The organism is Streptomyces sp. HUAS 15-9, assembly GCF_025642155.1.
Lineage (GTDB): Bacteria > Actinomycetota > Actinomycetes > Streptomycetales > Streptomycetaceae > Streptomyces.
Genome location: NZ_CP106798.1, coordinates 7,793,193 through 7,818,474, shown reverse-complemented (window position 1 = coordinate 7,818,474; position 25,282 = coordinate 7,793,193). Strand labels below are relative to the sequence as shown.

The following is a 25,282-nucleotide window of genomic DNA, read 5'->3' as shown; positions in this document are numbered from 1 at the left end:
GTCAGCTCACCACTCCGGTCATGACGCCCACGGGTACGGCGACGAAGCCGGCCGTGAGCAGCAGCGCCAGTACGTTGGCGACGGTCTTCAGGGCGCGGTCGCGGGCGCGGCTGCCGACGCCGAGGGTCTGTGCGGCGCTCCAGAAGCCGTGCCGGATGTGCAGGCCGAGCGCGAGCATCGCGACGATGTAGATGACGTTGCCGTACCAGGTGGAGAAGGTGTCCACGACGTTCTGGTACGGGTGGCCGTCCTGGAAGCCGCCGGGGTGCACGGTGCCGGTGGTCAGGTCCAGGAGGTGCCAGACGATGAACAGGCCGAGGATGATCCCGCCCCAGCGCATGGTGCGCGTGGCGTAGCTCGCCCGGGGCCTCTTGTGCACGTACTTGGTGGGGCGCGCCCTGATGTCACGGCGGCTGAGCTGGTAGGCGGACGTGGCGTGGGCCACCACGGCGACGACCAGGACGACGCGGATGAGCCACAGCGTCCACTCGTAGTGCATGAACGGTTCGCCGACGGTGCGCAGCCAGTGGGCGTAGTGGTTGAACTCGCCCGCCCCGAAGTAGATCTTCAGGTTCCCGATCATGTGCGCGACCAGATACAGCAGCATGATCAGGCCGCTGACCGCCATCACGGTCTTCTTGCCTACGGTGGAGTCCCACACCGTGCGTGCCATGGACGGCCCTCGGTCCGTCCGCGTTGCCAGAGCCATGAGTCAGAACGCTAGGGCCGATGGTCCCGATCGGTCCAAGACATGGTCCGGCTTGTTTCAATAGGCTGGGGCTATTCTGAAACCATGCAGTTCCAACAGCTCCAGTACTTCGTGGCGGTCGCCGAGACCCGGCACTTCACCCGGGCCGCCGAGCTGGTCCATGTCGCACAGCCGTCCCTGTCCCAGCAGATCAAGGCGCTGGAGCGGGAGCTGGGGGCGGATCTGTTCCTGCGGGCGCGCGGCAACATCACGCTCACCGATGCGGGCGAGGCTCTGCTGCCGCTGGCCCGGCGGATCCTGGCCGACGCCGACACGGCCCGGCACGAGGTGCAGGAGCTGGTGCAGCTGCGCGGTGGCCGCGTCCGGCTGGGCGCCACGCCGAGCGTGTGCACCGGGCTGCTGCCGGACGTGCTGCGGGCCTTCCACGACCGCTATCCCGGCATCCGGCTGCTGATCGAGGAGGGCGGCTCCCTCGATCTCGTACGGGAGCTGGCGCGCGGCGCCCTGGACCTCGCCCTGATCGTGCTCCCGCTGCCGCCCGCCTCGCCCGCCCTCACCACGGTGGAACTGCTGCGGGAGGACCTGGTGGTGGTGTCGTCGCCGGAGGCGCCCGCACCGGGGCGGGGCGAGCCGGCCGTGCGCATCGCCGACCTGGAGGGCGAGCGTCTGGTGATGTTCCGGCACGGCTACGACCTGCGCGAGCTCACGGTGGCGGCGTGCCGCTCCGCGGGGTTCGAGCCGGACTTCGCCGTGGAGGGGGGTGAGATGGACGCGGTGCTGGGGTTTGTGCGGGCGGGGCTCGGCGTGGCCGTCGTACCGCGGATGGTGGCGACGCGGTCGGGCCGGGGCCTGCGGGTCACTCCGCTCGCTCGGCCGGGGTTGTATCGGACGATCGCGTTGGCACATCGCAGCGATGTGGCTCCGCCTCGGGCCGCGCGGGAGTTGCAGCGGATGTTGCTCGAGCGGTGAGGTTGCTTTGTGCCCGGGGGCGTGTGCCTCGGAGGCGCCGTTCGGGGGTGCGGGTGCATGGTGGCTTGTCGCGCAGTCCCCCGCGCCCCTGGGGAACTGCGCCGGCCGTGCTCCAGAGGGTCAGGCCGGGTGATGTGCGCCCGGTTGCGTCTGCCTCGCAGGCGCCTTCGGGGGGTGCGGGTTGTGTGTGGTTGCTCGCGCAGTTCCCCGCGCCCCTGGGGAACTGCGCCGGCCGTGCTCCAGAGGGTCAGGCCGGGTGATGTGCGCCCGGTTGCGTCTGCCTCGCAGGCGCCTTCGGGGGGTGCGGGTTGTGTGTGGTTGCTCGCGCAGTTCCCCGCGCCCCTGGGGAACTGCGCCGGGCGTGCTTCGGAGGTTCAGCCCGTTGCGTCCACCAGGGCCAGGTCGTGCAGGCGGTCCGGGGGGCCCGGGCGGGCGTAGTACCAGCCCTGGGCCGTGTCGCAGCCCAGGATGCGCAGTTGTTCGGCCTGGGCGCCTGTTTCGACTCCCTCCACCGTGACCGCGAGGTCCAGGCTGTGGGCCAGGGAGACGATTCCTTCGACGATCTTGAGGTCTACCGGGTCCGCCGGGAACTGCTGCATGCTCTGGGTGAAGGAGCGGTCCAGCTTGAGGATGCTCACCGGCAGACGACGCAGGTTGGCCAGGTTGGAGTAGCCGGTGCCGAAGTCGTCGAGGGCGATGTCGACGCCCATCTCGGCGAGCCTGCGCAGCGGTTTGAGCAGAGCGTCGTCGGCGCCGATGAGGGCGGACTCGGTGACCTCCAGGCACAGCGAGTCGGGCGCGACGCCCGCGCGTTCCAGGATCTCCACCGTGTCCTGCACCAGACCGGGATGGGTGAGCTGGCACGGCGAGAGGTTGACGTTGATGCGCAGCGGCCCGTCGGCCGCCCGGTCGTGCCGTTCGCGCCAGTCGCGGGCCTGGCGGACGGACTCCTCGAGGACCCAGCGGCCCAACGGCACGATCAGGCCCGTGTGTTCGGCGAGCGGGATGAACCGGTCGGGGCCGAGTACGCCGTGCTGCGGGTGCAGCCAGCGCACCAGGGCCTCGGCGCCGCGCACGCTGCCGTCGCCGAGGTGGACCAGCGGCTGGTACTCGATGAAGAACTCGCCTCGGTCCAGGGCCGCGGGAAGCGCGGTGGTCAGACCGTGCCGGGTGATGGCGCGGGCGTCGGCCTCGGGGTCGGCCAGCTCCGAGCGGTTGCCGCCCGCCGACTTGGCCCGGTACATGGTGATGTCGGCGCTGCGCAGCACCTCGGCCGGGGTGCGCTCGCCCGCCGGCCCCTCGACGATGCCGATGCTGCCGCGGACCAGGAGTTCGCGGCCGTCGATGCTGATCGGGGTGACGAGCGCGTGCATGATGCGATCGGCGAGCTCGTCGACCTCGCGCTCGGTGCCGGGACCGGTGGTCAGCGCCACGAACTCGTCGCCGCCGAGCCGCGCCACCATCTCACCGGGCGCGGTCGCGCAGGACTGGAGCCGGTCGGCGACCTCGACGAGCAGCCGGTCGCCGGCCGCGTGACCGAGGCTGTCGTTGATGGTTTTGAAGCCGTCGAGGTCGAGGTAGCACAGGCCGAAGCGCTGGCCCTCGCCCGCGGCCAGGGCCTTTTCCAGACGTTCGAAGAACAGGGTGCGGTTGGGCAGGCCGGTGAGCGCGTCGTGGGTGGCCTCGTAGCGCAGCCGCAGATTGAGCAGCCGGCGCTCGGTGGTGTCCTCCATCAGGGCGAGCTGGTACTGCGGACGGCCGTCGGCGTCCCTGAGCAGGGAGACCGTGAGATTGGTCCACAGGACCGTTCCGTCGGTGCGGTTGAAGGCCTTCTCGACGTGGTAGTGCTCACGGTCGCCGCGCACCAGCTCGTCGTAGAGCCGCCAGGTCTGGGGCGCGTCCTCGGGATGGGTCCACTCCATGACGTTGCGGCCGAGCAGACTCTGCTCGGAGCCGCCGAACATGCGCAGCAGCGCCCCGTTGACCTGGAGGACGTTACCGGCGAGGTCGGCGATGCCGATGCCTATGGCGGCGCCCTCGAACACCGCACGGAACCGGGCCTCGCTGGCGTGCAGCGCCTGGGCGACCACGCCCTGGGCCAGCAACGCGGCCTGGGCGATGGCCTCCTGCTCGGCCAGGGTCCGCTCGCGCAGCGCCTGCGCGAACCCGGCGGCCATGGAGTGCTGGACCCGCGAGGAGCGCATCCGCAGCTCGTCCTGGGGGCCGTCCTCGCCGCAGTAGAGCACCAGGTAGGCGTCGACGCAGTCCAGGGTGCGGGTGAGCGCCTCGGGGTCGGTGCAGTGCGCCTCGATCAGCGCCGCGCCGACCGCCCGGGCCTCGTCGGCGTCGAAGCTGCGGGCCCGCAGCGCGTCGCTCAACCGGCGTGCGAGCGGCAGGAGTCGCTCTTCGAACTCCGGCCGGGTCAGCGACGTGGAGGTCACCGGGAAGACGGCCCGGCTCCAGATCGTCGCGAACCGGCGCAGTCTGCCTTCCGGCCCGTCGGGCTCCGCGGTCACGCCGTGCGCCCCACGCCGGCGAATCCGGAGAAGGCGTAGGGATCCTCGTCCTCCGGCGCCGTCTGCGGCCGCCAGTGAGGCATCGGCACCAGCCCGGGTTCCACCATGTCGTACCCCTCGAAGAACCGCGCGATCTCGTCGCGCGAACGCATGATCAGCGGGTTGCGAATGTCCTTGTATACGTCCACCGCACCCTCCGCCCGCTTCGGTGGCAGCGGGATTCCCTCGTACGAGGCATGCGTGAGGATCAGCAGGCTGCCGGGCGCGAGCGCCTCGCGCAGCTCGGCCACCGCACTGTACGGGTCGTCCGCGTCTTCCACGAAGTGCAGTATGGCAACGAGAAGCAGCGCCACTGGCCGATTCAGGTCGATCAGACGCTCCACTTGGGGGCTCGACAGGATCTCCTGGGGCTTTCGGAGGTCCGCGGCGACGACATCCGCGCGCTCGTTGCCCGCCAGGACCGCCTGGGAGTGCGTCACGGCCACCGGGTCGTGGTCGACGTACACGACGCGGGCGTCGGGCCGGGCCGTCCGGGCCACCTCGTGGACGTTGCCGAAGGTCGGGATGCCCGAGCCGATGTCGAGGAACTGGTCGATGCCCTCCTCGGCCGCGAAGGTCACGGCCCGGCGCATGAACGCCCGGTTGGCCTGCATGATCTTCGGGAGGCCCGGCATGAACTCCATGGCCTTGCGGGCCGCCTCGCGGTCGACCTCGAAATTGTGCGATCCGCCCAGGTAGTAGTCGTAGATACGCGAAACGCTCGGCACCGTGATGTCGATGCTTCGTGGGGCCCAGGCGGGACGCTCCATGTATCTCTCCAAGGCGTAGGCGACAGGTCAGCCGATCCGGTGTTCGAGCAGAGGCTACTGATCGCCCGCCAATGGAGCGACCCGAACCGGAAATTGACCGTCCGTTCCCGGTCACTGCCTGCAGCAACACCGGGCTGCGCTTTGGGGTGTGTTCGGCCCGTCGGTCGGGTGCGGGCGGTTCGTGGCCAGTCGCCCCGTTCCCCCCGTCTCCGTTCCCCCCGTCGTCTCCGTTCCCCCCGTCTCCACAAAGCGCGCGGCCCCGCGCCCACGCGAAGAGGTCCGCCCCCTCCGTGCGGTGCGAAGGGGGCGGACCTGTGGTCGCGCGCCGATTGTCGTGCGTCCGGCACTCTCGCTCGTCCTCGTCCCTCCCTTCCGCGGTGGGTCCGATACGACATGGGCGAGGCGATCAACCCTGGGGAGGTGATCTCTACTCCGACGCGCCGACCAGCTTTCCTTCGGGCGAGACGGCGTACCACGTGCCGCCGACGCCCTGACCGTTGGTGTCCCCGGGGGCCTTGTCACCGGAGAAGGTGTAGATCGGCCAGCAGTTGACCGTCATCTGCTTGGTGCCGTTGTCGGGCCGGGTGAAGCCCATCAGGCCCTTCTTCTTGACGCCCTTGGTGTCGTTCGCGCTGACCTCGGCGACCGCCGGCCACTTCTCCAGACAGGGCCCGGTGCAGTTCGAGACGGACTTGGGCCATGCCTTGTCCTTGATGAAGCGGTAGACCGTCATGCCGTTCTTGTCGACGACGATGTCGCCGAGCTTGGCGTCCTTGCGGACGGACAGACCGGGCAGAGCGGAGAGGGTCGCCTTCTTGCCATTGGGGGCGAGCGCGAACCACTTGCCGCCCACACCCTGGCCGTTGACGTCACCGGCGTTGACGTCCTTGGCGTAGCGGTACGCCGGCCAGCCGCCGATGGTCAGCTGCTTGGTGCCGTCGGAGCGGGTGACCTCGCCGAGGAGCGACTTGTCGATGCCCTCACCGGCCGTGGCGTCGTCCGCGGGAACCGGCGGCCAGGTCGTGGCGCAGTCGCCGTCGCAGTTCGACTTGGGGGGATTGGCGGTGTCCGCGTCGAAACGGTAGAGGGTGAGACCGGAACCGTCGGTCAGCACCTTGCCCAGGTCCGGGTTGGCGGCCACGGACAGCTTACCGGCGGGGGCCGCCGGGCTCGGGGAACTCGAACTCTGGCTGCCGTCGGCGCCGTAGCCGTTGCCGGCGCCGGTGCCCGCACCGGCGGTGGCGCTGCCGTAATCGCCCGCCGCGGCCGTCGCACCGACGTTCTGGGCCGCCGACGACGGAGTGGTGGCATTGTCCTGACCGCACGCCGTCGTGAGCATCAGCACCGACGCGGCCGTGGCCACAAGTGAGGCGCTCCGCCAGGAGGTCTTCATCGTCAACTCCCCATAATTGCCTGGATATTGCAGGGCCTCTGCGCCGCCGCACGACATTGGGTACGGATGGGGACGGCCGTTGTGTTCAACCGGCGCACAAATTTCTTTCCGCACGCTGTGCCACACCCCGCCGCACACCGCACGCGCGTGCGCAGTCGCCCGGCCGCCGCGCCCCGCCGTTCAAACCGCCGTGCGGCGTCGGTCCCCCCTTCGGGGCAATCCCCGGGCACGGCGGCGTGGGGCGGTGTTCCGCTGCCCATGATCTCCTCGTGCATGGACCCGAACGGACCCGACTCGCGCCCGCTCCAAGGGCGTTGGCGGTGCTGGCGCTGACGTGGACCCTGGTAGGCTGCCCGGCGGGACCCGCGGCGGCCGACGCCTGCGCGTACGCCTCGGCCGGCCCGGACGGCATGGTCGCGGTGGCCGTCGCCGGGGGCCGCTCCTGGCCCACGCCGCCCGCCTGCCCGTCGCCCACTCCCACGCCGACGCCCACCCCGGCGCCGCCGAGGCCGCCGCCCGCCCCGCGTCCGACGCCGCCCCCGCCGCCGAAGCCCGCGCCGAAGCCGCCGCCCGCCCCCGCGCCGCCCCCGCTCCGGCCGACGCCCACTCCCCCGCCACCGAAGCCCAGGCCCAGGCCGAAGCCCACCCCGCACCCGTCGCCGACGCCGGTGAGGTACCCGCACTACCGGCCCAAGCCGACCGGCGGGACGACGCACGGGCGTACGTCCCCGGTCACCTACGTCCTGCTCATCACCGTCCCCGCGGTGGTCGCCGTCGCCGCGCTGCGTCCGCGCTGACGCGTCGACGCACGGACACGCGCTGTTCTCTGGAGGCACCTGTTGTCGGAATGGCTTGTTCTCGCCCTCGCGATGCTGGGCGCGTGCGCCGTGGTGGTCATCGTCACCCTCGTACGGCATCGCACGGCCGCCGAGGACGACGATCCCAGCGAGACCCCCGACGTCATCGAGTACATGACCATGTGGATCGGCGTCGTGTACGCCATCGTGCTGGGCCTGGCCATCGCCGGGGTGTGGGAGGCACGCAGCGCCGCCCAGGACCACGTACAGGCGGAGGCCCAGGCGCTGCACGAGGTCTCGGAGCGGGTCCGGGTCTATCCGCCCGATGTCCGCGACCGGATTCGGGCCGATGTCAACGCCTATGTCGGACACGTCGTCACCACCGAGTGGACGTCGATGACCGACCACGGCCGGCTCACCCCGCGCGGCACCGAACTGCTCGACCGTGTCCGCCACGACGTCACCGACTTCCAGCCGAAGACGGATTTCCAGGCACAGGCCTACCAGCCGCTGGTCGACCAGGTGGCCACGGCCGACCAGGCGCGCAACGCCCGCGCCGACTCGACCGGGGCGACGATGCCCGGCGTGGTGTGGTTCGGGCTGCTCACCGGGGCCGCGGTCACCATCGGCATGGTCTTCGCCCTGCAGATCAGACGCACCACACGCGAACTCGTCCTGGCCGGGCTGTTCTCCGCGACGATCGCCTTCATGCTGTTCCTCATCTGGGACTTCGACGCGCCCTACAGCCGGGGCATCGCGGCGACGGCCGAACCGTTCCTCGCGTTCTTCCCGCACGTCAAGGGATAGGGACGCCGACGGCCGGGGGACGTCCCCTCACCCGTGCGGCCCACGGGCCCAACCCGTTCGCCCCACCCCGATCGCGCCCGTGGGCCGACATGCCTAGCGTTCGAATCAGCGAGGTGCATGTCAGGCGCGAGCGGAGCGGTTCCGCCGCCGCTCCTCGGTGACCGGAGGGACAGACCATGGGCGCGATACGCGTTGCCTCGGACGGTGTCCGCGCCCGTCAACGCCCTTGCAGGCCTTCGCCCCGGGATCCGTCGAGGACCGGGGCGAAGGCCTGTCACCGTGCGCTGCTCTCTCCGAAGGGGACCTTGCCAGGGAGAGGGGCCGCCCGGTCAGATCCGCTTCTCGTGCCTGCGGCGCACCCAGAAGGCCCCGCCGCCGATCACGGCCGCGGCCACCAGACCGCCGCCGATGGCCATGTCGGTCTTCGTCGCCCCGGACGAGACGCTGCCACCGACGCCGCCGTTGACGCCGCCGAGCACATTGAAGGCCGCCGGGCGGGTCAGTGTACGGCCGTTGCAGTTGACGTCGATGTCGAACGGTCCGGCCAGGGCGTCGTTGTTGACCGTCGCGATGCCCCGCGCGGTGTCGGTCGTGCCGGCGAGCGGCGACAGCGCGATGGCGCGGAAGGCACGCGAGGACGCCGTGCCACCGCCCCGGCAGCCCTCCGCCGTGATGGTGAGCCGGCCGCCCGCGGCGATCGCGTTGGGCGCGGCGTTGATGTTCCGCGCGAAGTCACCCAGGTTGTTGTTGCCCGGCCCGTTGTTGTTGTCGGCGCCGTTGTTGCTCCCTGGCCCGTTGTTGCTCCCGACGCCGTTGTTGGTGCCGACCCCGTTGCTGTTCCCGGCGCCGTTCTCGGTGCCCTGCCGGGATTCGTTGTTGTTCCCGGCACCGTTGTTGTTCCCGGCACCGTTGTTGTTGTTCCCGACGCCGTTGTTCCCCGAACCGTTGGCATTCCCGTACCCGTTGTTGTTGCCGGGCCGGTTCTCGTTTCCGTTCCCGGAACCGTTGTTGTTCCCGTACCCGTTGTTGTTCCCCGGCCGGTTCTCGTTGTTCCCGTTGTTGTTGCCGTTGTTGTTGCCGTACCCGTTGTTGTTGCCGGGGCGGAGCCCGTTGTTGCCCTGATCACCCCCGACGAGCACGCCACCTACACCGCCGACGCCGCCCACACCCCCTACACCGGCCACGCCGCCTACACCACTCACGCCGCCTACGCCGCTCACACCGTTCAGATCGGTGCTGCTCGGACCGCCGCCGCTGCCCACACCGTCCGCGACGGCCGCGGGGGCGGCGAGCCCGAGGGCGGCGGCCGTCAAGGCCGCGGCCGCCAGGGCACGTGTGTTCCTCATGTGATCCTCCGCGGGAGGCACCCCGGGACCCGTCCCCGGTCGATCGGCGAGAAAGCACCTCCAGGAAAGACCCTCGGGCGCGGGGAACACGCCCGCATGTCGAGAATGGTCCGTCCTGGTGAGTGGACACGCCGACGGAAAACCGCATAATCGGACAACATCGCAGGTCACGGACCGTCAGAAAATTTCCGGCCGATGGCAACTCGGATGGCGCACCCATGGGCGTCCGGGCCACCCGTTCGCCGTAGGCCCCGTCGCCGGTCGCGCGTGCGGGACTTAGCGTTCTCGTATGCGTGAATGACGTGGCGACGGCTTCGTCGAGAGGGGATGGCGAATGTATGCGTCCGGGCTCTCCGAGCTCGTCGAAGTGGAGGAGCGGAAAAGGAAGCGCGCCCCTTGGGGCGTGATAGCGCTTGTTCTGCTGACCGGGCTCGCGCTCATCCGCAACGGCTCGGGGGAGTTCGACGTCGGGCCGCCGCAGCCCGCCCAGGCAGCGGCCGCGGACAGCCGGGTGCCCGGTGCCACCGTCGCGGGGGGCCGGCAGGCCCTGCCGTTCGCCGCGCCCGACCGGGTCAGGATCCCCTCGATCCGGGTCGACGCACCGATCATCACCGTGGGCCTGGACTCGAACGGCTGGGTCGGCGCGCCGCCGCCCGAGGACCCGAACCTGGCCGGCTGGTTCACCGGCGCCGTCTCGCCCGGCGAGAAGGGCACGGCGGTGATCGTCGGACACGTCGACAACAAGCAGGGCCCGGCCGTGTTCTACGGACTCGGGTCGTTGAAGAAGGGGAACCGCATCGAGGTCGCCCGCAAGGACGGGAAGACGGCGGTCTTCGAGATCTACGGCATCGAGGTCTTCGCGAAGAACAACTTCCCCGGCGACCGGGTCTACGGCTCCAAGGGCACGCCCGAGCTGCGTGTCATCACCTGCGGAGGCGGATTCTCCAAGCAGCACGGCTACGACGGCAACGTCGTCGTCTTCGCCCGCCTGGCCGAGGTGCGCTGAGCGTTCCCCGGCGGGGCGGGCCGGTCCCTCAGGCGGTGCGGCGTCGGGGAACGGTGAAGTGGTAGCCGTCGTCGAGCAGATGGGGCAGCCACTTGCGCAGTGCCCGCACGGTCTGCGAGCGGTCGCCCCCGGCGTCGTGGGAGAGCACGACGACGCCGGGGGCGGCGCCGTTCTCGACCCGGTCGATGATGGTGCGGGTGCCCGGGGTGGTCCAGTCGAGGCTGTCGACCGTCCAGGCCAGCGGTTCCATCCCCATCTCGGCGCCCAGCTGGAACGCCGCGCGGTTCCAGGCCCCGTAGGGCGCCCGGAACCACCAGGGCCGTTCCCCGTAGGCGTCCTCGATGACATCGCTGGTGCGCACCATCTCGGAGCGGATCTCGGCGCGGTCGAGCTGGGTCAGCAGCGGATGCGTCCAGGTGTGGTTGCCGACGATGTGCCCGGCCTCGGCCATCCGGGCCAGCAGTTCCTTGTTGTCCACGGCCATCTCCCCGCACACGAAGAACATCGCGCGGACGCCGTACTCGTCCAGGGTGTCCAGGATGTCGGGGGTGTAGCGGGGGTCGGGTCCGTCGTCGAAGGTCAGCACCATGAGCCGGCCGTGCACGGGCAACTCCATGATGGGCTCGCTGCGCACCGCGACCCTGCCGGGCCGCCTGCGTGGCGGTGCGTCACCGGCGAGGGGCTGGAGCCGGTAGGCGCCTGGCTTGAGCGCGGCACGCGCCTGCGGGCCCCAGGCGGGCGCCGCCGACCGTACCGATTCGCCGCCCGTGCCGGACATGAGCAGTCCCGCGGTACCGGCGGCTCCCAGAGCGGCGGCACCGAGCAGCACCCGGCGCCGTGTGAGCAACAGATCCTTCTGCATGACTCATCAGTCGCCCGAAGAGGCTCCGGCACACCACAGCGACACCGGTACGGCCCCCGGAAAGCACCCGCTCGGCCCAGTCCCGGCGGTCAGCGATGGCGCACAAGGGGGAACGGCAGCGTCTCACGGATCGTCAGTCCGGTGAGGAACATGACCAGTCGGTCGACGCCGACGCCGAGTCCGCCGGTGGGCGGCATCGCGTATTCCAGGGCGTCGAGGAAGTCCTCGTCCAGCTCCATCGCCTCGGGGTCTCCCCCGGCGGCGAGCAGGGACTGGGCGGTGAGGCGGCGGCGCTGTTCCACGGGGTCGGTCAGTTCGGAGTAGGCGGTGCCGAGCTCGGTTCCGAAGGCGACCAGGTCCCAGCGTTCGGCGAGCCGCGGGTCGGTGCGGTGCTGCCGGGTGAGCGGGGAGACCTCGGTCGGGAAGTCCTTGTAGAAGGTCGGCTGCTGGGTCCTCTCCTCGACGAGCCGCTCGTACATCTCCAGGACGATGTCGCCGTGCCCGTCGTCCGGGGTGTACGGCACGCCCGCCCGGTCGCACAGCCGGCGCAGCCGCGCCGGCTCCGTGCCGGGACCGATCTCCTCCCCCAGCGTCTCGGAGATCGCGCCGTAGACCGTGCTGACCGTCCAGCGCCCGGAGATGTCGTACTCCTTGCCGTCCTTGTGGGCGACCGGGCGGCCGTAGGCGGCGGTGGCCGCGCCCTGGACGAGTTCGCGGGTGAGGTCGAGCATCACGTCGTAGTCGGCGTGGGCCTGGTAGGCCTCCAGCATCGTGAACTCGGGGTTGTGCTTGTGGGAGACGCCCTCGTTGCGGAAGGTGCGGCCCAGCTCGAAGACCTTCTCCAGGCCGCCGACGCACAGCCGCTTCAGATACAGCTCGGGGGCGATCCGCAGATACAGGTCGAGGTCGTAGGCGTTGATGTGGGTGGTGAAGGGACGGGCGTTGGCGCCGCCGTGGATCTGCTGGAGCATCGGGGTCTCGACCTCCAGGTAGCCACGGTCGAGGAGGCCCTGGCGCAGGGCCTGTACGGCGGTGGAGCGGACGCGGACGATGTCGCGGGCGGCGGGGCTGGTGACCAGGTCGAGGGAGCGCATGCGCACCTTGGCCTCGGGGTCGGTGAGGCCGCGGCGTTTGTCGGGCAGGGGGCGCAGGCACTTGCCGGTCAGCTGCCAGGAGGTGACGAAGACGGTCGGTTCGCCCTTGTCGCTGCGGCCGGCGCGGCCGGTGGCGGTGATGTGGTCGCCGATGTCGGTGTCGGCGGTGAAGCGGTCCAGTGCGGGCCCGGAGTCGCGGCGGGTGAGGGCGAGTTGGTGGTCGCCGGACCAGTCGCGCAGGACGACGAAGACGATGCCGCCGAAGTCACGGACCAGCATGATCCGGCCCGCGACGGTGACTTGCCGGCCTTCGGTCACCTCGGCGAGGGCGTGGGTGGGCCGGGGGCTTCCCACGGGGTAGGGGTCGGTGCCGTCGGCGCGCAGCCGGTCGAGCCTGTGGTGGCGGACGCGGACCTGTTCGGGCAGGCCCGCGTCCACGGCCGCGGGCCCGGTCTCGCCCCCTCCGTCGAGACCGAGCTCCGCCAGGGGCGGCAGACCCTCGGTGGCCGTGGGCCGCTGCCCGGCCTTCGAGTGCCCCTTTCCCCAGAGTTTGCGCAGCGAGGGTACGGCGACGAAGCCCTCGGCGATTCCGGAGGCGAGGCCGATGCGGGCGAGGGAGGCGGTGTCGGCGTAGCAGATGAAGCGTGGGTACCACTCGGGCAGGTACTTGGCGTTGGAGCGGTACAGGGCTTCCAGCTGCCACCACCGGGAGAAGAACAGCAGCAGTCGGCGCCAGAGCCTGAGGACCGGTCCCGCGCCGATGCGGGCACCCTCCTCGAAGACCGAGCGGAACGCCGCGAAGTTGAGGGAGATGCGGTGCACGCCCAGTTTGGGGGCGGCCGCGCAGAGTTCGGCGACCATGAACTCCATGACGCCGTTCGGGGCGGTGCGGTCACGGCGCATCAGGTCGAGGGAGACGCCGTCGCCGCCCCAGGGCACGAAGGAGAGCAGGGCGAGGAGCCGGCCGTCGTCGCTGAGGGCCTCGACGAGGAGGCAGTCGCCGTCGGCCGGGTCGCCGAGCCGGTCCAGGGCCATGGAGAAGCCGCGTTCGGTCTCGGTGTCGCGCCAGGCGTCGGCCTTGTCGACGACCCCCTCCATCTCCGCGTCGGTGAGGGCGGCGTGGCGGCGCACGCGGCAGGTGGCGCCGGTGCGCCGGACCCGGTGCACGGCCTGCCGGGTGACGCGCATGTCGCGGCCGTCCAGGTCGAAGCCGGGTACGTGCACGATGGCCTCGTCGCCGAGCTGGAGCGCGCCGAGTCCCGCGCGGACGTAGGCCCTGGCGCCGTCCTCGGAGGCGCCCATCACGGCGGGGGCCCAGGCGTGGCGGCGGGCCAGGTCCAGCCAGGCGGCGATGGCGTGCGGCCAGGCCTCGCGGTCGCCGACGGGGTCGCCGCTGGCCAGGCAGACGCCGGCCTCGACGCGGTAGGTGACGGCGGCCTTGCCGCTGGGCGAGAAGACGACGGCCTTGTCGCGGCGGGTGGCGAAGTAGCCGAGGGAGTCGTCCTCGCCGTACGCCGTGAGGAGGGCGCGGATGCGGGCCTCCTCGTCGCCGTGCAGGGCGGCCTCCAGGCGCTGTGAGCGGAAGAGGGTGGCCGCGGCGTTCAGCAGGGCGAGCGCGCCGAACAGGCCGAGCACGAAGGTGACGGCGCGGGGCGGGCGGCCGTCGAAGGACTGGTCGGAGACCAGACCGCCGCACACCCGGTCGGCCGCCCAGGCCAGGTGCTGGCCCTCGGGCAGGGTGCCGGGAAACAGCGCGACCAGGCTCCAGCCGACCAGGATCGCCACGGCGAGTCCGGCGACCAGGACGGCGAGCGCCCGCCATACGGCTCCGCGCCGGGAGGCGGCGTAGAACTCCTTGCGGGCCACGACCAGCAGGAGCAGCGCGAGACCGCACACCACCAGGGACGGGACCGACTCGCCGTACTGGCCGAGCACGAGGCCGAGGATGTCCGAGAGGACGATCAGGCCCAGATAGACGACGACCAGCCACCAGGCGACCTTCTTGCGCGCGCCGGTGGCGGCGGCCAGCAGGAACAGGAAGACGGCGTAGGCGAGGTTGGCGCTGACCGGGACGGGGAGCAGGTCGAGGATGTGGACGAGCGGGCGCAGCAGCACGCGCAGCGGGGCGATGATGGCGAGCAGCCCGCACAGGAGGCCGAGGGCGCCGAAGAACGTCGCGAAGTCCTCGGGCACCCGGCTGAGGAAGCCGCTCGCGGGCGGCCGTATCGGGCCCGCGGCGCCCTTGCCCGTGGCGGCCTCCGCGGTGGCACTCATGTTCCGACTGTAGGAAGGCGCCGTGCGGCTCGCTCGTCGAGCGGTCCCGTGATCGCCGGAGCGGGGTGTTCCGATAGCCTCACGGCTGTGACGGAACAGCACGAACAGCACACGCACCGGTTCGAGCGGGGCACGGACGGGCCGAAGGTCATCGTGGTCGGCGTGGACGGTTCCGACTCGTCGCTGCGCGCCGCGGCCTATGCCGGCGGGCTGGCCCGGCGGCAGCGCGCGTTGCTCGCGGTCGTGTATGTGCAGCCGTTGCTCACGGCGGGCGCGGCGATGGGGGCGCCGGTGGCGGAGACGACCGAGGAGATCGCCGAGGATCTGATCGGGCAGATCCGGGACGCGGCCGAGCGGGCCAAGGGGATATTCGAGGTGCGCTGGGAGTTCCACACGTTCCGCGGCGACCCGTACAACGGCCTGGTGAAGGCGGCGGACGAGCTGAAGGCGGACGCGGTGGTGGTGGGCGCCTCGGAGCAGGCGGGCCACCGCATCATCGGCTCGGTGGCGATCCGGCTGGTGAAGGCGGGGCGCTGGCCGGTGACGGTGGTGCCGTAGCCCTTCTGGGTGCCCGCAGGAGCAGCGGTGGGGTCGCCAGCAGCAGGACACCGGCGAGGGCGATGGCGGTGCGCGGTCCGGTGAGGCTCGCCAGCAGCCCCCACAGGGCGGTCAGGGCGGCAGTGGTGGCCTTGCCGGTGACCGACCAGGCGGACAGGGTGCGGGTGATGCGGTCGTCGGGGGTGCACTGCAGGCGGTGGGTGGCGGAGACCGGATTGAAGACGCCCGCGCAGGTGATCAGCCCGAGTTCCACGGCCATCACGAGCAGCAGTCCGGGCAGGCCGGGCCGGACGAAGGCCAGTCCGACGGTCCACAGGGCGCGCAGGGTGCCCGCGGTGCGCAGCACCCGCCGCTGCCCGTACCGGGTGACGAGCGGGCGGGCCAGCCGGGAGCCGATGAGGCCGCCCAGGCAGGGCACGGCGAAGGCGAGGCCGTACTGCCAGGGGACGAAGCCGAGCGGGCCGAGCATGAGGACGGCCAGCGGCGGTGCGGCGGCCATGATCAGGCCGTTGACCGCGAGCGTGTTGAGGAACAGGGGCCGCAGGTCCGGGCTGGTGAGGAGGTGCCGCCAGCCGTCGAGCAGGTCGGCGGCGCGCAGGCGGGCGGTGCCGGTGCGTTGGGGGCGGTGTTCGCCGCCGCCGACGGCCCGGATGCCGAGGGCCGACAGCAGAAAGCTGACCGCGTTCGCCACGACCGTCGTGACCGGTCCGAACAGGCCGAACGCGGCGCCGCCGAGGGGTGGTCCGAGAACCGTGGCGGTCCAGGTCGTGGATTCGAAGCGGGCGTTCGCGGTGAGCAACCGGTCTGCCGGTACGAGCCCTTTGAGGAAGGCGCCGGAGGCCGCGTTGAAGGTGATGTCGGCAGCTGCGACGACGACGGAAACGGCAAGGAGCTGGCCGAGGCCGAGGACACCGAACGCGTAGGCGGCCGGGATGCTGAGCAGCGCGGCGCAGCGGACCAGGTCCGTCCCGGTCATCACCGGCCGTTTGCGTCGGAACTCCACCCACGGCCCGAGCGGCACCGCGAGCACGGCGCCCACGGCGGGTCCGGTCGCGGCGAGCAGCGCCACCTGGGCCGACCCGGTGTGCAGCACGAGGACGGCGATCAGCGAGAACGCGTCGAAGGCGAGCCAGGTACCGAACGCGCTCACCGAGTACGCGGCCCACAGCCACCCAAAGCGCCGTCCCACGCACAACCTCCCGTTGACCGGGCCCATGAAAGCGAGCGGGTGGCCACGGGATCAAACAACCAGCGGCCCATGAGCCACAACCATCGGTTGTACGGTGAGGGGCATGGACCTCAAGGCGGTGCGCACCTTCGTCGAGGTGGCGGACTCGGGACAGTTCCAGGAGGCCGCGGCGGCGCTGATGGTCACCCAGCAGGCCGTGTCCAAGCGCGTGGCCGCGCTGGAGCGGGAGCTGGGTGTGCGGCTGTTCGCCCGGACGCCGCGCGGGGCGGAGCTGACCATCGACGGGCAGGCGTTCCTGCCGCATGCCCGCGAGCTGCTGCGGGCCGAGGAGCGGGCGGCGGCCTCCGTGCGGCCGGGCCGCCGGGCGCTGCGCGTCGACGTGATCGGTCAGCGCCTCGCGCCCGCGGCACTGCTGCGCGGCTTCCATCTCGCGCACCCCGGGACCGACCTCGACGTCGTGACCCTCTTCGACGCCGACGCGGCGGTCGCCGCCCTGCGCTCCGGCACGATCGACGCGACCTTCCGGGCCGTCACCATGCCCGGACGGCAGCTGCCCGAGGGCGTGGAGGCGGCCCGGGTCCTCGACGAGCCCCTCCAACTGCTCACCGGGCCGGGCCACGCGCTCGCGGCGGTCCGCTCGGTCACGCCCGCACAGCTCGCCGGGCACCGGATCTGGATGCCCGGGATCGTCCAGGGCACCGAGTGGGCCGCCTACTACGAGGCCCTGGCCGCCGAGTTCGGGCTCACCATCGACTCGATCGGGCCCAACTTCGGCATCGAGGCGCTCCTGGACGCGGTCGCCGACTCCTCGGCGCTGGCGACCTTCGTCGGCGAGCAGACCCGGCTCGTCTGGCCCGCCGGCCACGATCTGCGCCGGATCACCGTGCGGGACCCGACGCCGGTCTATCCGCACTCGCTGCTGTGGGAGTCCGCCAACGCCCATCCGGCGCTCGCCGCGCTCCGCTCGCATCTCGCCGCCGCCCGGCCCGCCCGCGCCGGGGCCAGGACCTGGACGCCCACGTGGGCCGAGGCCGTGCGTGGCGTCTTCCGCGAGGAACGCCCCTGAGCCATCATGATCGGCCGTCAGCCGTTTCCCGTCGGCGAAGAGGTGAGCCAGATGGCCAAGGTGCGCATGGGTGAAGGCATTCTCCGGCGCAAACCCATCGAACACATCGAGGAGACGGAGATCAGCGCGGGCCCCCGGCTCGACCGGGCGCTCGGCCTGTGGCAGCTGACCGCGATCGGTATCGGCGGCATCATCGGCGCGGGCATCTTCACGCTCGCGGGCACGGTGGCCAACGGCGTCGCCGGACCCGCGGTGGTGATCTCATTCCTCATCGCCGGTGTGGCGAGCGCGGCGGCCGCGCTGTCGTACGCCGAGTTCGCCGGGCTCATCCCGAAGGCGGGCTCGGCCTACACCTATGGGTACGCGGTGCTCGGCGAGTTCGCGGGCTGGTTCATCGGCTGGGACCTGCTGCTTGAGTACACGGCGATCGTGGCGGTGGTCGCGATCGGCATCTCCGGGTACTTCGGGTTCCTGGTCGAGGACATGGGCGCGCACCTGCCCGCGTGGATGCTGGGCGCGCCGGGGACCGGGCACGGGCACCGGGTCGATCTGTTCGCGGCGGTCCTGTGTCTGCTCATCGCCTGGCTGCTGAACCAGGGCATCCGCAGCGCGGCCCGCTTCGAGACGTTCGTGGTGGCGCTGAAGGTGCTGGTGGTGCTGGTGGTGATCGGCGTGGGTGTGTTCCACATCAACAAGGCGAACTACCACCCGTTCTTCCCGTTCGGCATCAGCGGGGTGTTCACGGGTGCGGCGACGGTGTTCTTCGCGGTCTTCGGGTACGACGCCATGTCGACCGCGGCCGAGGAGTCGAAGGACGCCGCGCGGCACATGCCGAAGGCGATCATCTACTCGCTCGCGATCTCGATGGTGCTGTACGTGGCGGCCTGTCTGGTGCTGACCGGCATGCAGAAGTACACGGAGATCGACCCGGAGAGCGGCTTCTCGTCGGCGTTCAAGTCGGTGGGCCTGAGCGCGCTCGCGGACGTGATCGCGGTGGGCGCGATCATCGGCATCCTCACCGTGATGTTCACGTTCATGCTGGGTGTGACCCGGGTGTGGTTCTCGATGTCGCGGGACGGGCTGCTGCCCGCGTGGTTCGCGAAGACGCACCCGACGCGGCATGTGCCGACGCGCGTCACCTGGATCGTCGGCTTCGCGTCGGCCGTGCTCGCCGGGTTCGTGCCGATCGGCGAGGCGGCCGAACTCACCAACATCGGCATCCTGCTGGCGTTCGTGGTGGTGTGCACGGCGGTGATCGTGCTGCGCTACCGGCAGCCGGAGCTGCCGCGCGCCTTCCGTACGCCGTGGATGCCGTTCGTGCCGGCGCTGGGTGTCGTCTTCTCGATCTGGCTGATCACGTTCCTGAAGTGGCAGACGTGGGTGCGGTTCGCCGTGTGGTTCGTGGTCGGGTGCGTGATCTACTTCGGTTACTCGTACAAGCGGTCGAAGCTCGCCGAACGCTGACCACCGCGGGGCACCGCGTCACTGACCCATGATCAGGCCGTCCTTGGCGGCACCCCGGCTGAGGACGACATCGCGGATCCGGTCGCGCACTCCGGTCAGTTCGGCGCCCTGCGCGATGGCCGCGTCGAGGTTGACGACACGGCCGGCGTCGAGGTCGTAGAGCTCCGGGATGAACTCGGCCCTGGTCACCTCCCAGCGGCCGCCGGGCCGGGTGGGCGGGGCGAAGGTGAAGCGGCCGAGCGTGGACTGGTTGCCGTGCAGATCCAGGGCTCCCTGGCCGTTGCGCAGATCGCCTACGACCTGGTCGCCCAGACCGTAGGCCACCCAGGTTCCGTTGACCTTCTCGTAGGGCTGCGGGAGGCGGGCGTGGCTGCCGAGGATCAGGTCGATGTCGGGGCGGCCGCCGGTGTTCGAGGCGGTGAGCCGCTTGGCCAGGGTGACCTGCTGGTCGTCGGGGTCCTCCCGCCATTCGGCGCCCCAGTTCAGGGAGACGACCACCACATCGGCGCCCGCCTGCCGCGCGGCCCGGGCGTCGGAGACGATCCGGCGCTCGTCGATCAGGTTGAGGGCCCAGGGCTGGTTCGGCGGGAGCGCGAGGCCGTTCGTGTCGTAGGTGTACGACAGGTGGGCGACCTTGGCCGAACCCGCGGGCATGATCGTGGAAGTGCGCGCCTCGCTCTCGGTGCGTGCCGTTCCGGCGTGCCGCACGCCCGCCCGGTCCAGGGCGTCCAGGGTGCGGCCGATCCCGGCGGCGCCGTCGTCCAGCGCGTGGTCGGAGGCGGTGGAGCAGCTGTCGTAGCCGGTGGCGACGAGGCCGAGGGCGACTTCCGGCGGATAGGTGAAGGCCGGGTAGCCGGTGCGGTCACTGCCCGCGCCGTAGACGGACTCCATGTGACACAGCGCCAGATCGGCGCCGGCGACGACCGGTTGGACCCCGGACAGCATCGGACGGAAGTCGTAGCCCTGGCCGCCGGCGTCGAAGCGGGCCCGGTCCATGACCGGGGCGTGCGGCAGGATGTCGCCGGAGGCGACGAGGGTGAAGCCGCGGGCGGCGGCCGGCGCCGGACGGCCGGGCGGGTCGGCGGCCTGCCGCTCCTGGGCCTGGCAGGCGGCGGCCGTCGCGAGGAGCGCGGTCAGCGCCAGGGCCACCTGTCGTCTGCGTGCGATCATCAACTCACCCCAGAGTCGTCGTATGAGCGGACAGTCATATCGATAGCCACATGGGTACGAATCTGGATGCCGTCGCAAACGGCTTCGGCCGTCTCATTAGCCCGTCCGGTGTCCGGGACCGTGTCTGACGGACCGTTCGTCGCACCGTTCGTCGACGCGATCGACCGTCCGTCGCAGATCCCGGTGCGCACCCTGTCCCGGCAGCGCGCCCTGCGATGCCATACGGCCATGACGGCCGGAACCACCCTTCCCCTTGGGACGACGACCGCCGAGCACGAGCTCGCCGCGCTGCAGCGCGAGCACGGCCGACCCCTGTTCGCGCTGCTGCTGCGGCTGTGCGACGGCGACCGGCAGCGCGCCGAGGACCTCGTGCAGGAGACCTTCGTACGCGCCTGGCAGCATCCCGAGGCACTGCGCGCCGACGACTTCGACTCCGTACGGCCCTGGCTGCTGACCGTGGGACGGCGGCTCGCCATCGACGCGCGGCGGGCCCGGCAGGCGCGCCCGCCGGAGGTGGGCGACGCGATCCTGGAGAACTCACGGGTGATCGCCGATCACGCCGAACGGTCGGCCGCGGCCCTGGACGTCCGCAAGGCTGTGAAGACACTCACTCCCGAGCACCGTGAAGTCCTGGTGCTGGTGTATTTCCATGGGGCGAGTGTGGCGGAGGCCGCGCAGGCCCTGGGAATTCCGCCCGGTACGGTGAAGTCTCGCGCGTACTACGCGCTGCGCGCCCTGCGCCGGGTGCTTCCGGGATACGCGGCCGACCTGCGGTGAAACCAGGGTCGCCGTAAAGCCTTCGCAAAGCGCCTTGCTGAGGACCACGTTTGAGCAATCAGCTGTCTTCATCCGTGTTCCGGATGGGGCCCTGCCCCAGGCCCGGGTTCGGGCGACGCGCACGCACCGGAGGAAGGCAGGAAGGGATGCTGCACAGAGGTCAAGAGAGCACGGACGGCACCGGCGGCGGTGAACTGACCGTCCCCATGGCGTGGTTGTACGCGGAGTACATCGCCGACGAGCTGCTGCGCACCGGCGACCTGATGCCACCGACGTCCTTCGAGTTCCGGGCCGGCCGGGACGCGCTGGCGCTGACCGTCTTCCTGTCCGACACCGACGGCGAGCTCTCCGGCATCCGGGTCGTCACCCAGCTGGAGACCTGGCTTTCGCTGACGGCGTACGACCAGCCGTGGAAGGACTGGGTGGCCGAGCGGATGGCCCAGCTGGCCGCCGCCGCGGCCGAGTCCGGCGCCCCGTCGCCCGACCTGGACCTCGCGGCCGGGGCCTGGCGCTGGCTGGAGGAGACCGAGCTGCTCGCCCCCGACCTGGACGCGGTGCCGGGCGGCGGTGCGGTGGTCGGCGAGGAGGACGGACCGAAGGTCTGGACACCCGCCTGGCAGCTCGGACTGCCCCTCGGACATCTCGCGATCCATCTTTTTTGATTCAGGACCAATCCGCGGGCCCGGCCGCTCCGAATCCCTTGATTACGATTCTGTGGGTGCCTTGAGTGATTCGGCTGTCTGGTGCGTACGGGTGGGAGCAAGGAGTAACCCCACCCACACCCTTCGGCACGAGGATTCTGCATGAGGTCCCTGGAAAGGCATCGCGACGTCGGCGCGTACGCGCTCGGCGTGCTGGACGAGGCGGAGGCCTTCCGCTTCGAGGACCACCTCATGGAGTGCGCTCGCTGCGCGGCACACGTGACCGAATTCGGGCCTGCGACACGGCAGTTGATGCTGTACCGGCGGGCCACGCCGCGCTTCGTGCACCCCATGACCCAGGCCGGCCCGCGGCTCCTGGACCGCCTGCTCGGCGAGGTGGTCGTACGGCACCGGGCGCGCCGTCGGCGCTTTCTGTACGGCCTGGCCGCCTCGGTGGTGTTCGCCGTGGCCGGTCCCGGGATCGTCGCCTACGTCGGCCATGACAGCCAGGCCGTCCGGGTCACGGCGGCGACCGACGCGAAGTCGGGCGTGTGGGCGCAGGTCAGGACCGCGGACGCGGACTTCGGCAGCCAGCTGGAACTGAAGGTGAAGGACGCGACGGGAACGCTCTCCTGCAGCCTCGTCGCCGTCGGCCACGACGGCTCGGAGGAGATCGTGACCAGCTGGCGCGAGAGCGGCGACGGCACCGGGACGAACACCATGCGCGGCGGCTCCGCGATGCATCCCGAAGAGATCGCCCGGTACGAGGTGCGCAGCGCGACCGGGGAGCGTCTGCTGACCATCGAGCCCCGACAGGGGTGAGGCGGGCTCACTTCAGCAGTCGGGACATCCTGCGGTCCGCCAGGGGCTTGCCGCCCGTCTGGCAGGTGGGGCAGTACTGGAGCGAGGAGTCGCTGAAGGAGACCTCACGGATGGTGTCGCCGCAGACCGGGCAGGGCTCACCGGTGCGGCCGTGAACGCGCAGGCCGCTCTTCTTCTCCGACTTGAGCCTCCCGGCGGCCAGCCCCCGGGAACGCTCGACCGCCTCGGCAAGCGTGCCGCGCAGCGCCTCGTGGAGTCGCCGGGTCTCCTCCGGGGTCAGGGACGCGGCGAGCTTGAACGGGGACATCTTCGCCGCGTGCAGGATCTCGTCGCTGTAGGCGTTGCCGACTCCCGCGATCAGGCTCTGGTCGCGCAGGGCGCCCTTCAGCTGCCGCCGCTCGTCCTTCAGCAGGGCGGCGAGGCGGGCCTCGTCGAAGTCGTCGGCGAGCGGGTCGGGACCGAGGCGGGCCACGCCGGGCACCTCCTGCGGGTCCCGTACGACGTACACCGCGAGGCGCTTTTGCGTGCCGGCCTCGGTGAGGTCGAAGCCCGCACCGGTCTCCAGGGCGACCCGCAGGGCCAGCGGGCCCTTTCCGGGGCGCGGCGGGCCGTCGGGCAGCCGGTCCTTCCACTGCAGCCAGCCCGCGCGGGCCAGGTGCGTCACGAAGTGCAGGCCCTTGTCCCCTTCGATGTCGAGGAACTTGCCGTACCGGCGCACGGCGGTGATCTCGCTGCCCTCGAACGCGCCGACCGGAGGGTCGTACGTCTTCAACACGCTGACCGCGACCGGCAGCACCCGCACGACCTCGTGCCCGACCAGCTGCCCGGCCAGAAAGTCCTTGAGCGCTTCCACCTCGGGGAGTTCCGGCATGGCTCCAGGGTGCCATCCGAAGCCGCCCCGGTCAGCCGCGCTCCGGTGCCAGGAACTCGCACCACACGCATTTGCCGCCGCCCCGTGCCTCCACGCCCCACACGTCTGTGAGCATGTCCACGAGCAGCAGCCCGCGCCCGGAGACCCCCGACTCCCCCGCCTCGCGGCGGCGTGGCAGGGCGCTGGAGGTGTCCTCGACCTCCACGCGCAGGCGTCGGTCGCTGCCGGTGAGGACTCTGAGGGTGACCACCGCGGAGCCCTCCGTGTGCATCAGGGCGTTGGTGATCAGCTCGTCGGCGACCAGTTCGATGTCGTCGGCGCGGTCGCCCGCGCCCCAGGCGCGGACCGCGGCGCGGATCATGTGCCGGGCCAGTGTCAGCGCCTCGGGGTCACCGGGGGCCACGTGCTGCTGGAGCCGGGCGGGGGTCCGCACGCTGTCCAGGACCCGGCGGCGCAGCAGAAGCAGGGCCACGTCGTCGTCGCCGCCGCGCGCCTCGGCCACCTGGATGAGCCGGTTGGCGAGGCTGCGTACGTCGTCCGGGCCCGTGGCGATCAGCGAGGTGAGGGTCCGAACGCCGTCGTCCAGGTCGGCGCCGGGCTGCTCGACGAGTCCGTCGGTGCACAGCAGCAGGGTCTGGCCGGGGTCGAGTTCGAGGGTGGAGACCGGGTACTCCAGCCGGCCGAACTCGGCGGAAAGACCGAGCGGCAGCCCGCCCTCCACCGAGACCCGGTGGCAGCTGCCGTCCGTCCGCCGCACCAGCGGGTCGATATGACCGGCGCGGACCACCTGGACCACGCCGGTGGACAGGTCGGCCTCCGCGTACAGGCAGGTGGCGAAGCGGTCGGTGTCGAGTTCGTGCAGGAAGACGGAGGCACGGGCCATCACGGTGGCCGGGGTGTGGCCCTCGGCGGCGTAGGCGCGCAGCACGATGCGCAGTTGGCCCATGACGGCCGCCGCGTGCGTGTCGTGCCCCTGGACGTCGCCGATGACGGCCCCGACCCGGCCGCTCGGCAGCGGGATGAGGTCGTACCAGTCGCCGCCGATGTCCCGGCCGAGGGAGCCTCCGGCTGAGGCCGAGCGGTAGCGGACGGCAACGTCGCCGCCGGGCACGCTGGGGATGGTGCGCGGCAGCATCGCCTGCTGCAGGCCCTGGGCGAGGTCCTTCTCCTGCTCGTAGAGCATGGCCCGCTGCAGGCTCTGCGCGATGCTGCTGCCGAGCGCGACGATGACGGTGCGCTCCTCGTCGGGGAAGCCCTGCCGGTCGTTGTAGAGCAGGCCCATGGCGCCGATCGGGCGGCCCTGGGCGATGAGCGGCAGATAGGCGGCCGAGGTGATGTTCAGGTCGGTGATGTGCGGCCACAGGATCGGGTACCCCTGGGCGAACTCCTCGCGGGACTCGATGAAGCGCGGGCTGAGGGTCCGTACGACCTCGCTCATCGGGTAGGGCTCGTCGATCCGGGTGACCCGGGTGCCGGGGACGAAGCTGCCCTCGGGGCCCTCGGCCACCAGCCGGATCCGCCCGGCCTCCACCAGGCCCATGACCAGACTGGCCGCGCCCAGGTGCCGTACACCGTGGGTGTCCTTGAGGACGTCGATGACGTCCTGGACGCTGTGGGCGTGCGAGAGGGCCGCCGTGATGACCTGCACGACGTTGGTCTGTCTGCGGACCGCCTCGTCCTGGGCCGCCCGCAGACTGCGGGCCTCACTGTCCTGCAGTTCCTGCGTGGCGTCCCGGACGATGCCGATGACCCGGCGCGGCCGGCCCGTCTCGTCCCGCCGGATGTAGCCCTGGGTGTGGGTCCAGCGCAGCGTGCCGTCGCGGCAGCGGATGCGGAAGTAGGCGCCGTAGTTCTCGCTGCCGTCCTTGATGGCCCGGGAGACCACGGCGTCCAGTCGGCTGCCCTCCGGCTGGGGCACGCGGAGCGACAGGCTCTCGGGGCGTCCGTCGTACTCCTCGGGGAGGATGTCGAACACCTCGTGGGCCTGGGCGTCCATGTGGAAGAGGCCGTTGTCCAGGTCCCAGTCGAACGAGCCCATGCGGTTGAGCGCGAGAATCGGATCCGGGTGGGCGGGCCAGTCGTCCGGGACTGACAGGGCCGTCGCCCCCTGATCAGCCATGGGGCCACCTTGCCAGGATTCGT

Annotated in this window: 21 protein-coding genes; 10 read left to right on the top strand and 11 right to left on the bottom strand. The window is 71.4% G+C overall.

What is annotated here, in order from left to right:
- Window position 1 precedes the first annotated feature (1 nt).
- Complete coding sequence (locus N8I87_RS35605) at window positions 2–673, bottom strand: succinate dehydrogenase (protein WP_263214943.1); 672 nt, start codon at window positions 671–673, stop codon at window positions 2–4.
- Between the two features lie 120 nt (window positions 674–793).
- Between N8I87_RS35605 and N8I87_RS35600 the strand changes: the two genes are divergently transcribed.
- The gene (locus tag N8I87_RS35600; RefSeq protein WP_263214941.1) at window positions 794–1,678 is read left to right on the top strand and encodes a LysR family transcriptional regulator; all 885 of its coding nucleotides are present in this window, start codon (window positions 794–796) and stop codon (window positions 1,676–1,678) included.
- Between the two features lie 374 nt (window positions 1,679–2,052).
- On the opposite strand, the gene N8I87_RS35595 is transcribed toward N8I87_RS35600, so the two are convergent.
- From N8I87_RS35595 to N8I87_RS35585, 3 genes are all read right to left on the bottom strand, one after another.
- The gene (locus N8I87_RS35595; RefSeq protein WP_263214939.1) at window positions 2,053–4,194 is read right to left on the bottom strand and encodes a putative bifunctional diguanylate cyclase/phosphodiesterase; all 2,142 of its coding nucleotides are present in this window, start codon (window positions 4,192–4,194) and stop codon (window positions 2,053–2,055) included.
- A complete protein-coding gene (locus tag N8I87_RS35590) occupies window positions 4,191–5,003 on the bottom strand; it encodes an SAM-dependent methyltransferase (RefSeq protein ID WP_263214937.1) in 813 nt (270 codons plus the stop codon). Before N8I87_RS35590 ends, N8I87_RS35595 begins: the two co-directional genes overlap by 4 nt.
- Window positions 5,004–5,430: 427 nt before the next feature.
- The gene (locus N8I87_RS35585; RefSeq protein ID WP_263214935.1) at window positions 5,431–6,396 is read right to left on the bottom strand and encodes an SCO0930 family lipoprotein; all 966 of its coding nucleotides are present in this window, start codon (window positions 6,394–6,396) and stop codon (window positions 5,431–5,433) included.
- Between the two features lie 320 nt (window positions 6,397–6,716).
- Between N8I87_RS35585 and N8I87_RS35580 the strand changes: the two genes are divergently transcribed.
- Window positions 6,717–7,193 carry a hypothetical protein gene (locus tag N8I87_RS35580; RefSeq protein ID WP_263214934.1) on the top strand — a complete coding sequence of 159 codons (477 nt, stop codon included), beginning with the start codon at window positions 6,717–6,719 and terminating at the stop codon, window positions 7,191–7,193.
- 42 nt (window positions 7,194–7,235) lie between these two features.
- Window positions 7,236–8,000 (top strand): bestrophin-like domain, encoded by a 765-nt coding sequence (locus tag N8I87_RS35575; protein ID WP_263214933.1) that lies wholly within the window; start codon window positions 7,236–7,238, stop codon window positions 7,998–8,000.
- 329 nt (window positions 8,001–8,329) lie between these two features.
- Here N8I87_RS35575 and N8I87_RS35570 read toward each other — a convergent pair whose 3' ends face one another.
- Entirely contained in the window at window positions 8,330–9,346 is a 1,017-nt protein-coding gene (locus N8I87_RS35570) for a hypothetical protein (RefSeq protein ID WP_263214932.1), read from the bottom strand.
- Between the two features lie 334 nt (window positions 9,347–9,680).
- On the opposite strand from N8I87_RS35570, the gene N8I87_RS35565 reads away from it, so the two are divergent.
- Entirely contained in the window at window positions 9,681–10,352 is a 672-nt protein-coding gene (locus N8I87_RS35565) for a class F sortase (RefSeq protein WP_263214931.1), read from the top strand.
- A 28-nt stretch (window positions 10,353–10,380) separates the two neighbouring features.
- Here N8I87_RS35565 and N8I87_RS35560 read toward each other — a convergent pair whose 3' ends face one another.
- Together N8I87_RS35560 and lysX are read right to left on the bottom strand one after the other, a co-directional pair.
- A complete protein-coding gene (locus N8I87_RS35560; RefSeq protein ID WP_263214930.1) occupies window positions 10,381–11,214 on the bottom strand; it encodes a polysaccharide deacetylase family protein in 834 nt (277 codons plus the stop codon).
- Between the two features lie 89 nt (window positions 11,215–11,303).
- A complete protein-coding gene (gene lysX / locus N8I87_RS35555; protein ID WP_263214929.1) occupies window positions 11,304–14,582 on the bottom strand; it encodes a bifunctional lysylphosphatidylglycerol synthetase/lysine--tRNA ligase LysX in 3,279 nt (1,092 codons plus the stop codon).
- Window positions 14,583–14,669: 87 nt separating this feature from the next.
- Between lysX and N8I87_RS35550 the strand changes: the two genes are divergently transcribed.
- The gene (locus N8I87_RS35550) at window positions 14,670–15,140 is read left to right on the top strand and encodes a universal stress protein (protein ID WP_263214927.1); all 471 of its coding nucleotides are present in this window, start codon (window positions 14,670–14,672) and stop codon (window positions 15,138–15,140) included.
- Here N8I87_RS35550 and N8I87_RS35545 read toward each other — a convergent pair.
- Window positions 15,076–16,356, bottom strand: a complete 1,281-nt coding sequence (locus N8I87_RS35545) for an MFS transporter (RefSeq protein ID WP_263214926.1) — start codon at window positions 16,354–16,356, stop codon at window positions 15,076–15,078. The two genes, N8I87_RS35550 and N8I87_RS35545, sit on opposite strands and share 65 nt — an antisense overlap.
- A gap of 76 nt (window positions 16,357–16,432) precedes the next feature.
- Here N8I87_RS35545 and N8I87_RS35540 point away from each other — a divergent pair, with 76 nt between their 5' ends.
- Window positions 16,433–17,395, top strand: coding sequence for a LysR family transcriptional regulator (locus N8I87_RS35540; RefSeq protein ID WP_263214925.1), 963 nt, complete (start codon window positions 16,433–16,435; stop codon window positions 17,393–17,395).
- A gap of 51 nt (window positions 17,396–17,446) precedes the next feature.
- On the top strand, window positions 17,447–18,859 hold the full coding sequence (locus N8I87_RS35535; protein ID WP_263216823.1) for an amino acid permease: 1,413 nt from the start codon (window positions 17,447–17,449) through the stop codon (window positions 18,857–18,859).
- 18 nt (window positions 18,860–18,877) lie between these two features.
- Here the strand turns inward: N8I87_RS35535 and N8I87_RS35530 are convergent, their stop codons facing one another.
- Window positions 18,878–20,029, bottom strand: a complete 1,152-nt coding sequence (locus tag N8I87_RS35530; protein WP_263214924.1) for a CapA family protein — start codon at window positions 20,027–20,029, stop codon at window positions 18,878–18,880.
- Window positions 20,030–20,257: 228 nt separating this feature from the next.
- Between N8I87_RS35530 and N8I87_RS35525 the strand changes: the two genes are divergently transcribed.
- The 3 genes from N8I87_RS35525 to N8I87_RS35515 all read left to right on the top strand — a co-directional run bounded on the left by N8I87_RS35525 (window position 20,258) and on the right by N8I87_RS35515 (window position 22,269).
- Window positions 20,258–20,806 (top strand): sigma-70 family RNA polymerase sigma factor, encoded by a 549-nt coding sequence (locus N8I87_RS35525; protein WP_263216821.1) that lies wholly within the window; start codon window positions 20,258–20,260, stop codon window positions 20,804–20,806.
- 146 nt (window positions 20,807–20,952) lie between these two features.
- Window positions 20,953–21,468: a hypothetical protein gene (locus N8I87_RS35520; protein ID WP_263214923.1), complete on the top strand. Its 516-nt coding sequence runs from the start codon at window positions 20,953–20,955 to the stop codon at window positions 21,466–21,468.
- 141 nt (window positions 21,469–21,609) lie between these two features.
- The gene (locus N8I87_RS35515) at window positions 21,610–22,269 is read left to right on the top strand and encodes a zf-HC2 domain-containing protein (protein WP_263214921.1); all 660 of its coding nucleotides are present in this window, start codon (window positions 21,610–21,612) and stop codon (window positions 22,267–22,269) included.
- 7 nt (window positions 22,270–22,276) lie between these two features.
- Here the strand turns inward: N8I87_RS35515 and N8I87_RS35510 are convergent, their stop codons facing one another.
- Both N8I87_RS35510 and N8I87_RS35505 read right to left on the bottom strand, forming a co-directional pair.
- Entirely contained in the window at window positions 22,277–23,140 is an 864-nt protein-coding gene (locus N8I87_RS35510; protein WP_263214920.1) for an Fpg/Nei family DNA glycosylase, read from the bottom strand.
- A 31-nt stretch (window positions 23,141–23,171) separates the two neighbouring features.
- The gene (locus N8I87_RS35505) at window positions 23,172–25,259 is read right to left on the bottom strand and encodes a SpoIIE family protein phosphatase (RefSeq protein ID WP_263214918.1); all 2,088 of its coding nucleotides are present in this window, start codon (window positions 25,257–25,259) and stop codon (window positions 23,172–23,174) included.
- Between the last annotated feature and the right edge of the window lie 23 nt (window positions 25,260–25,282).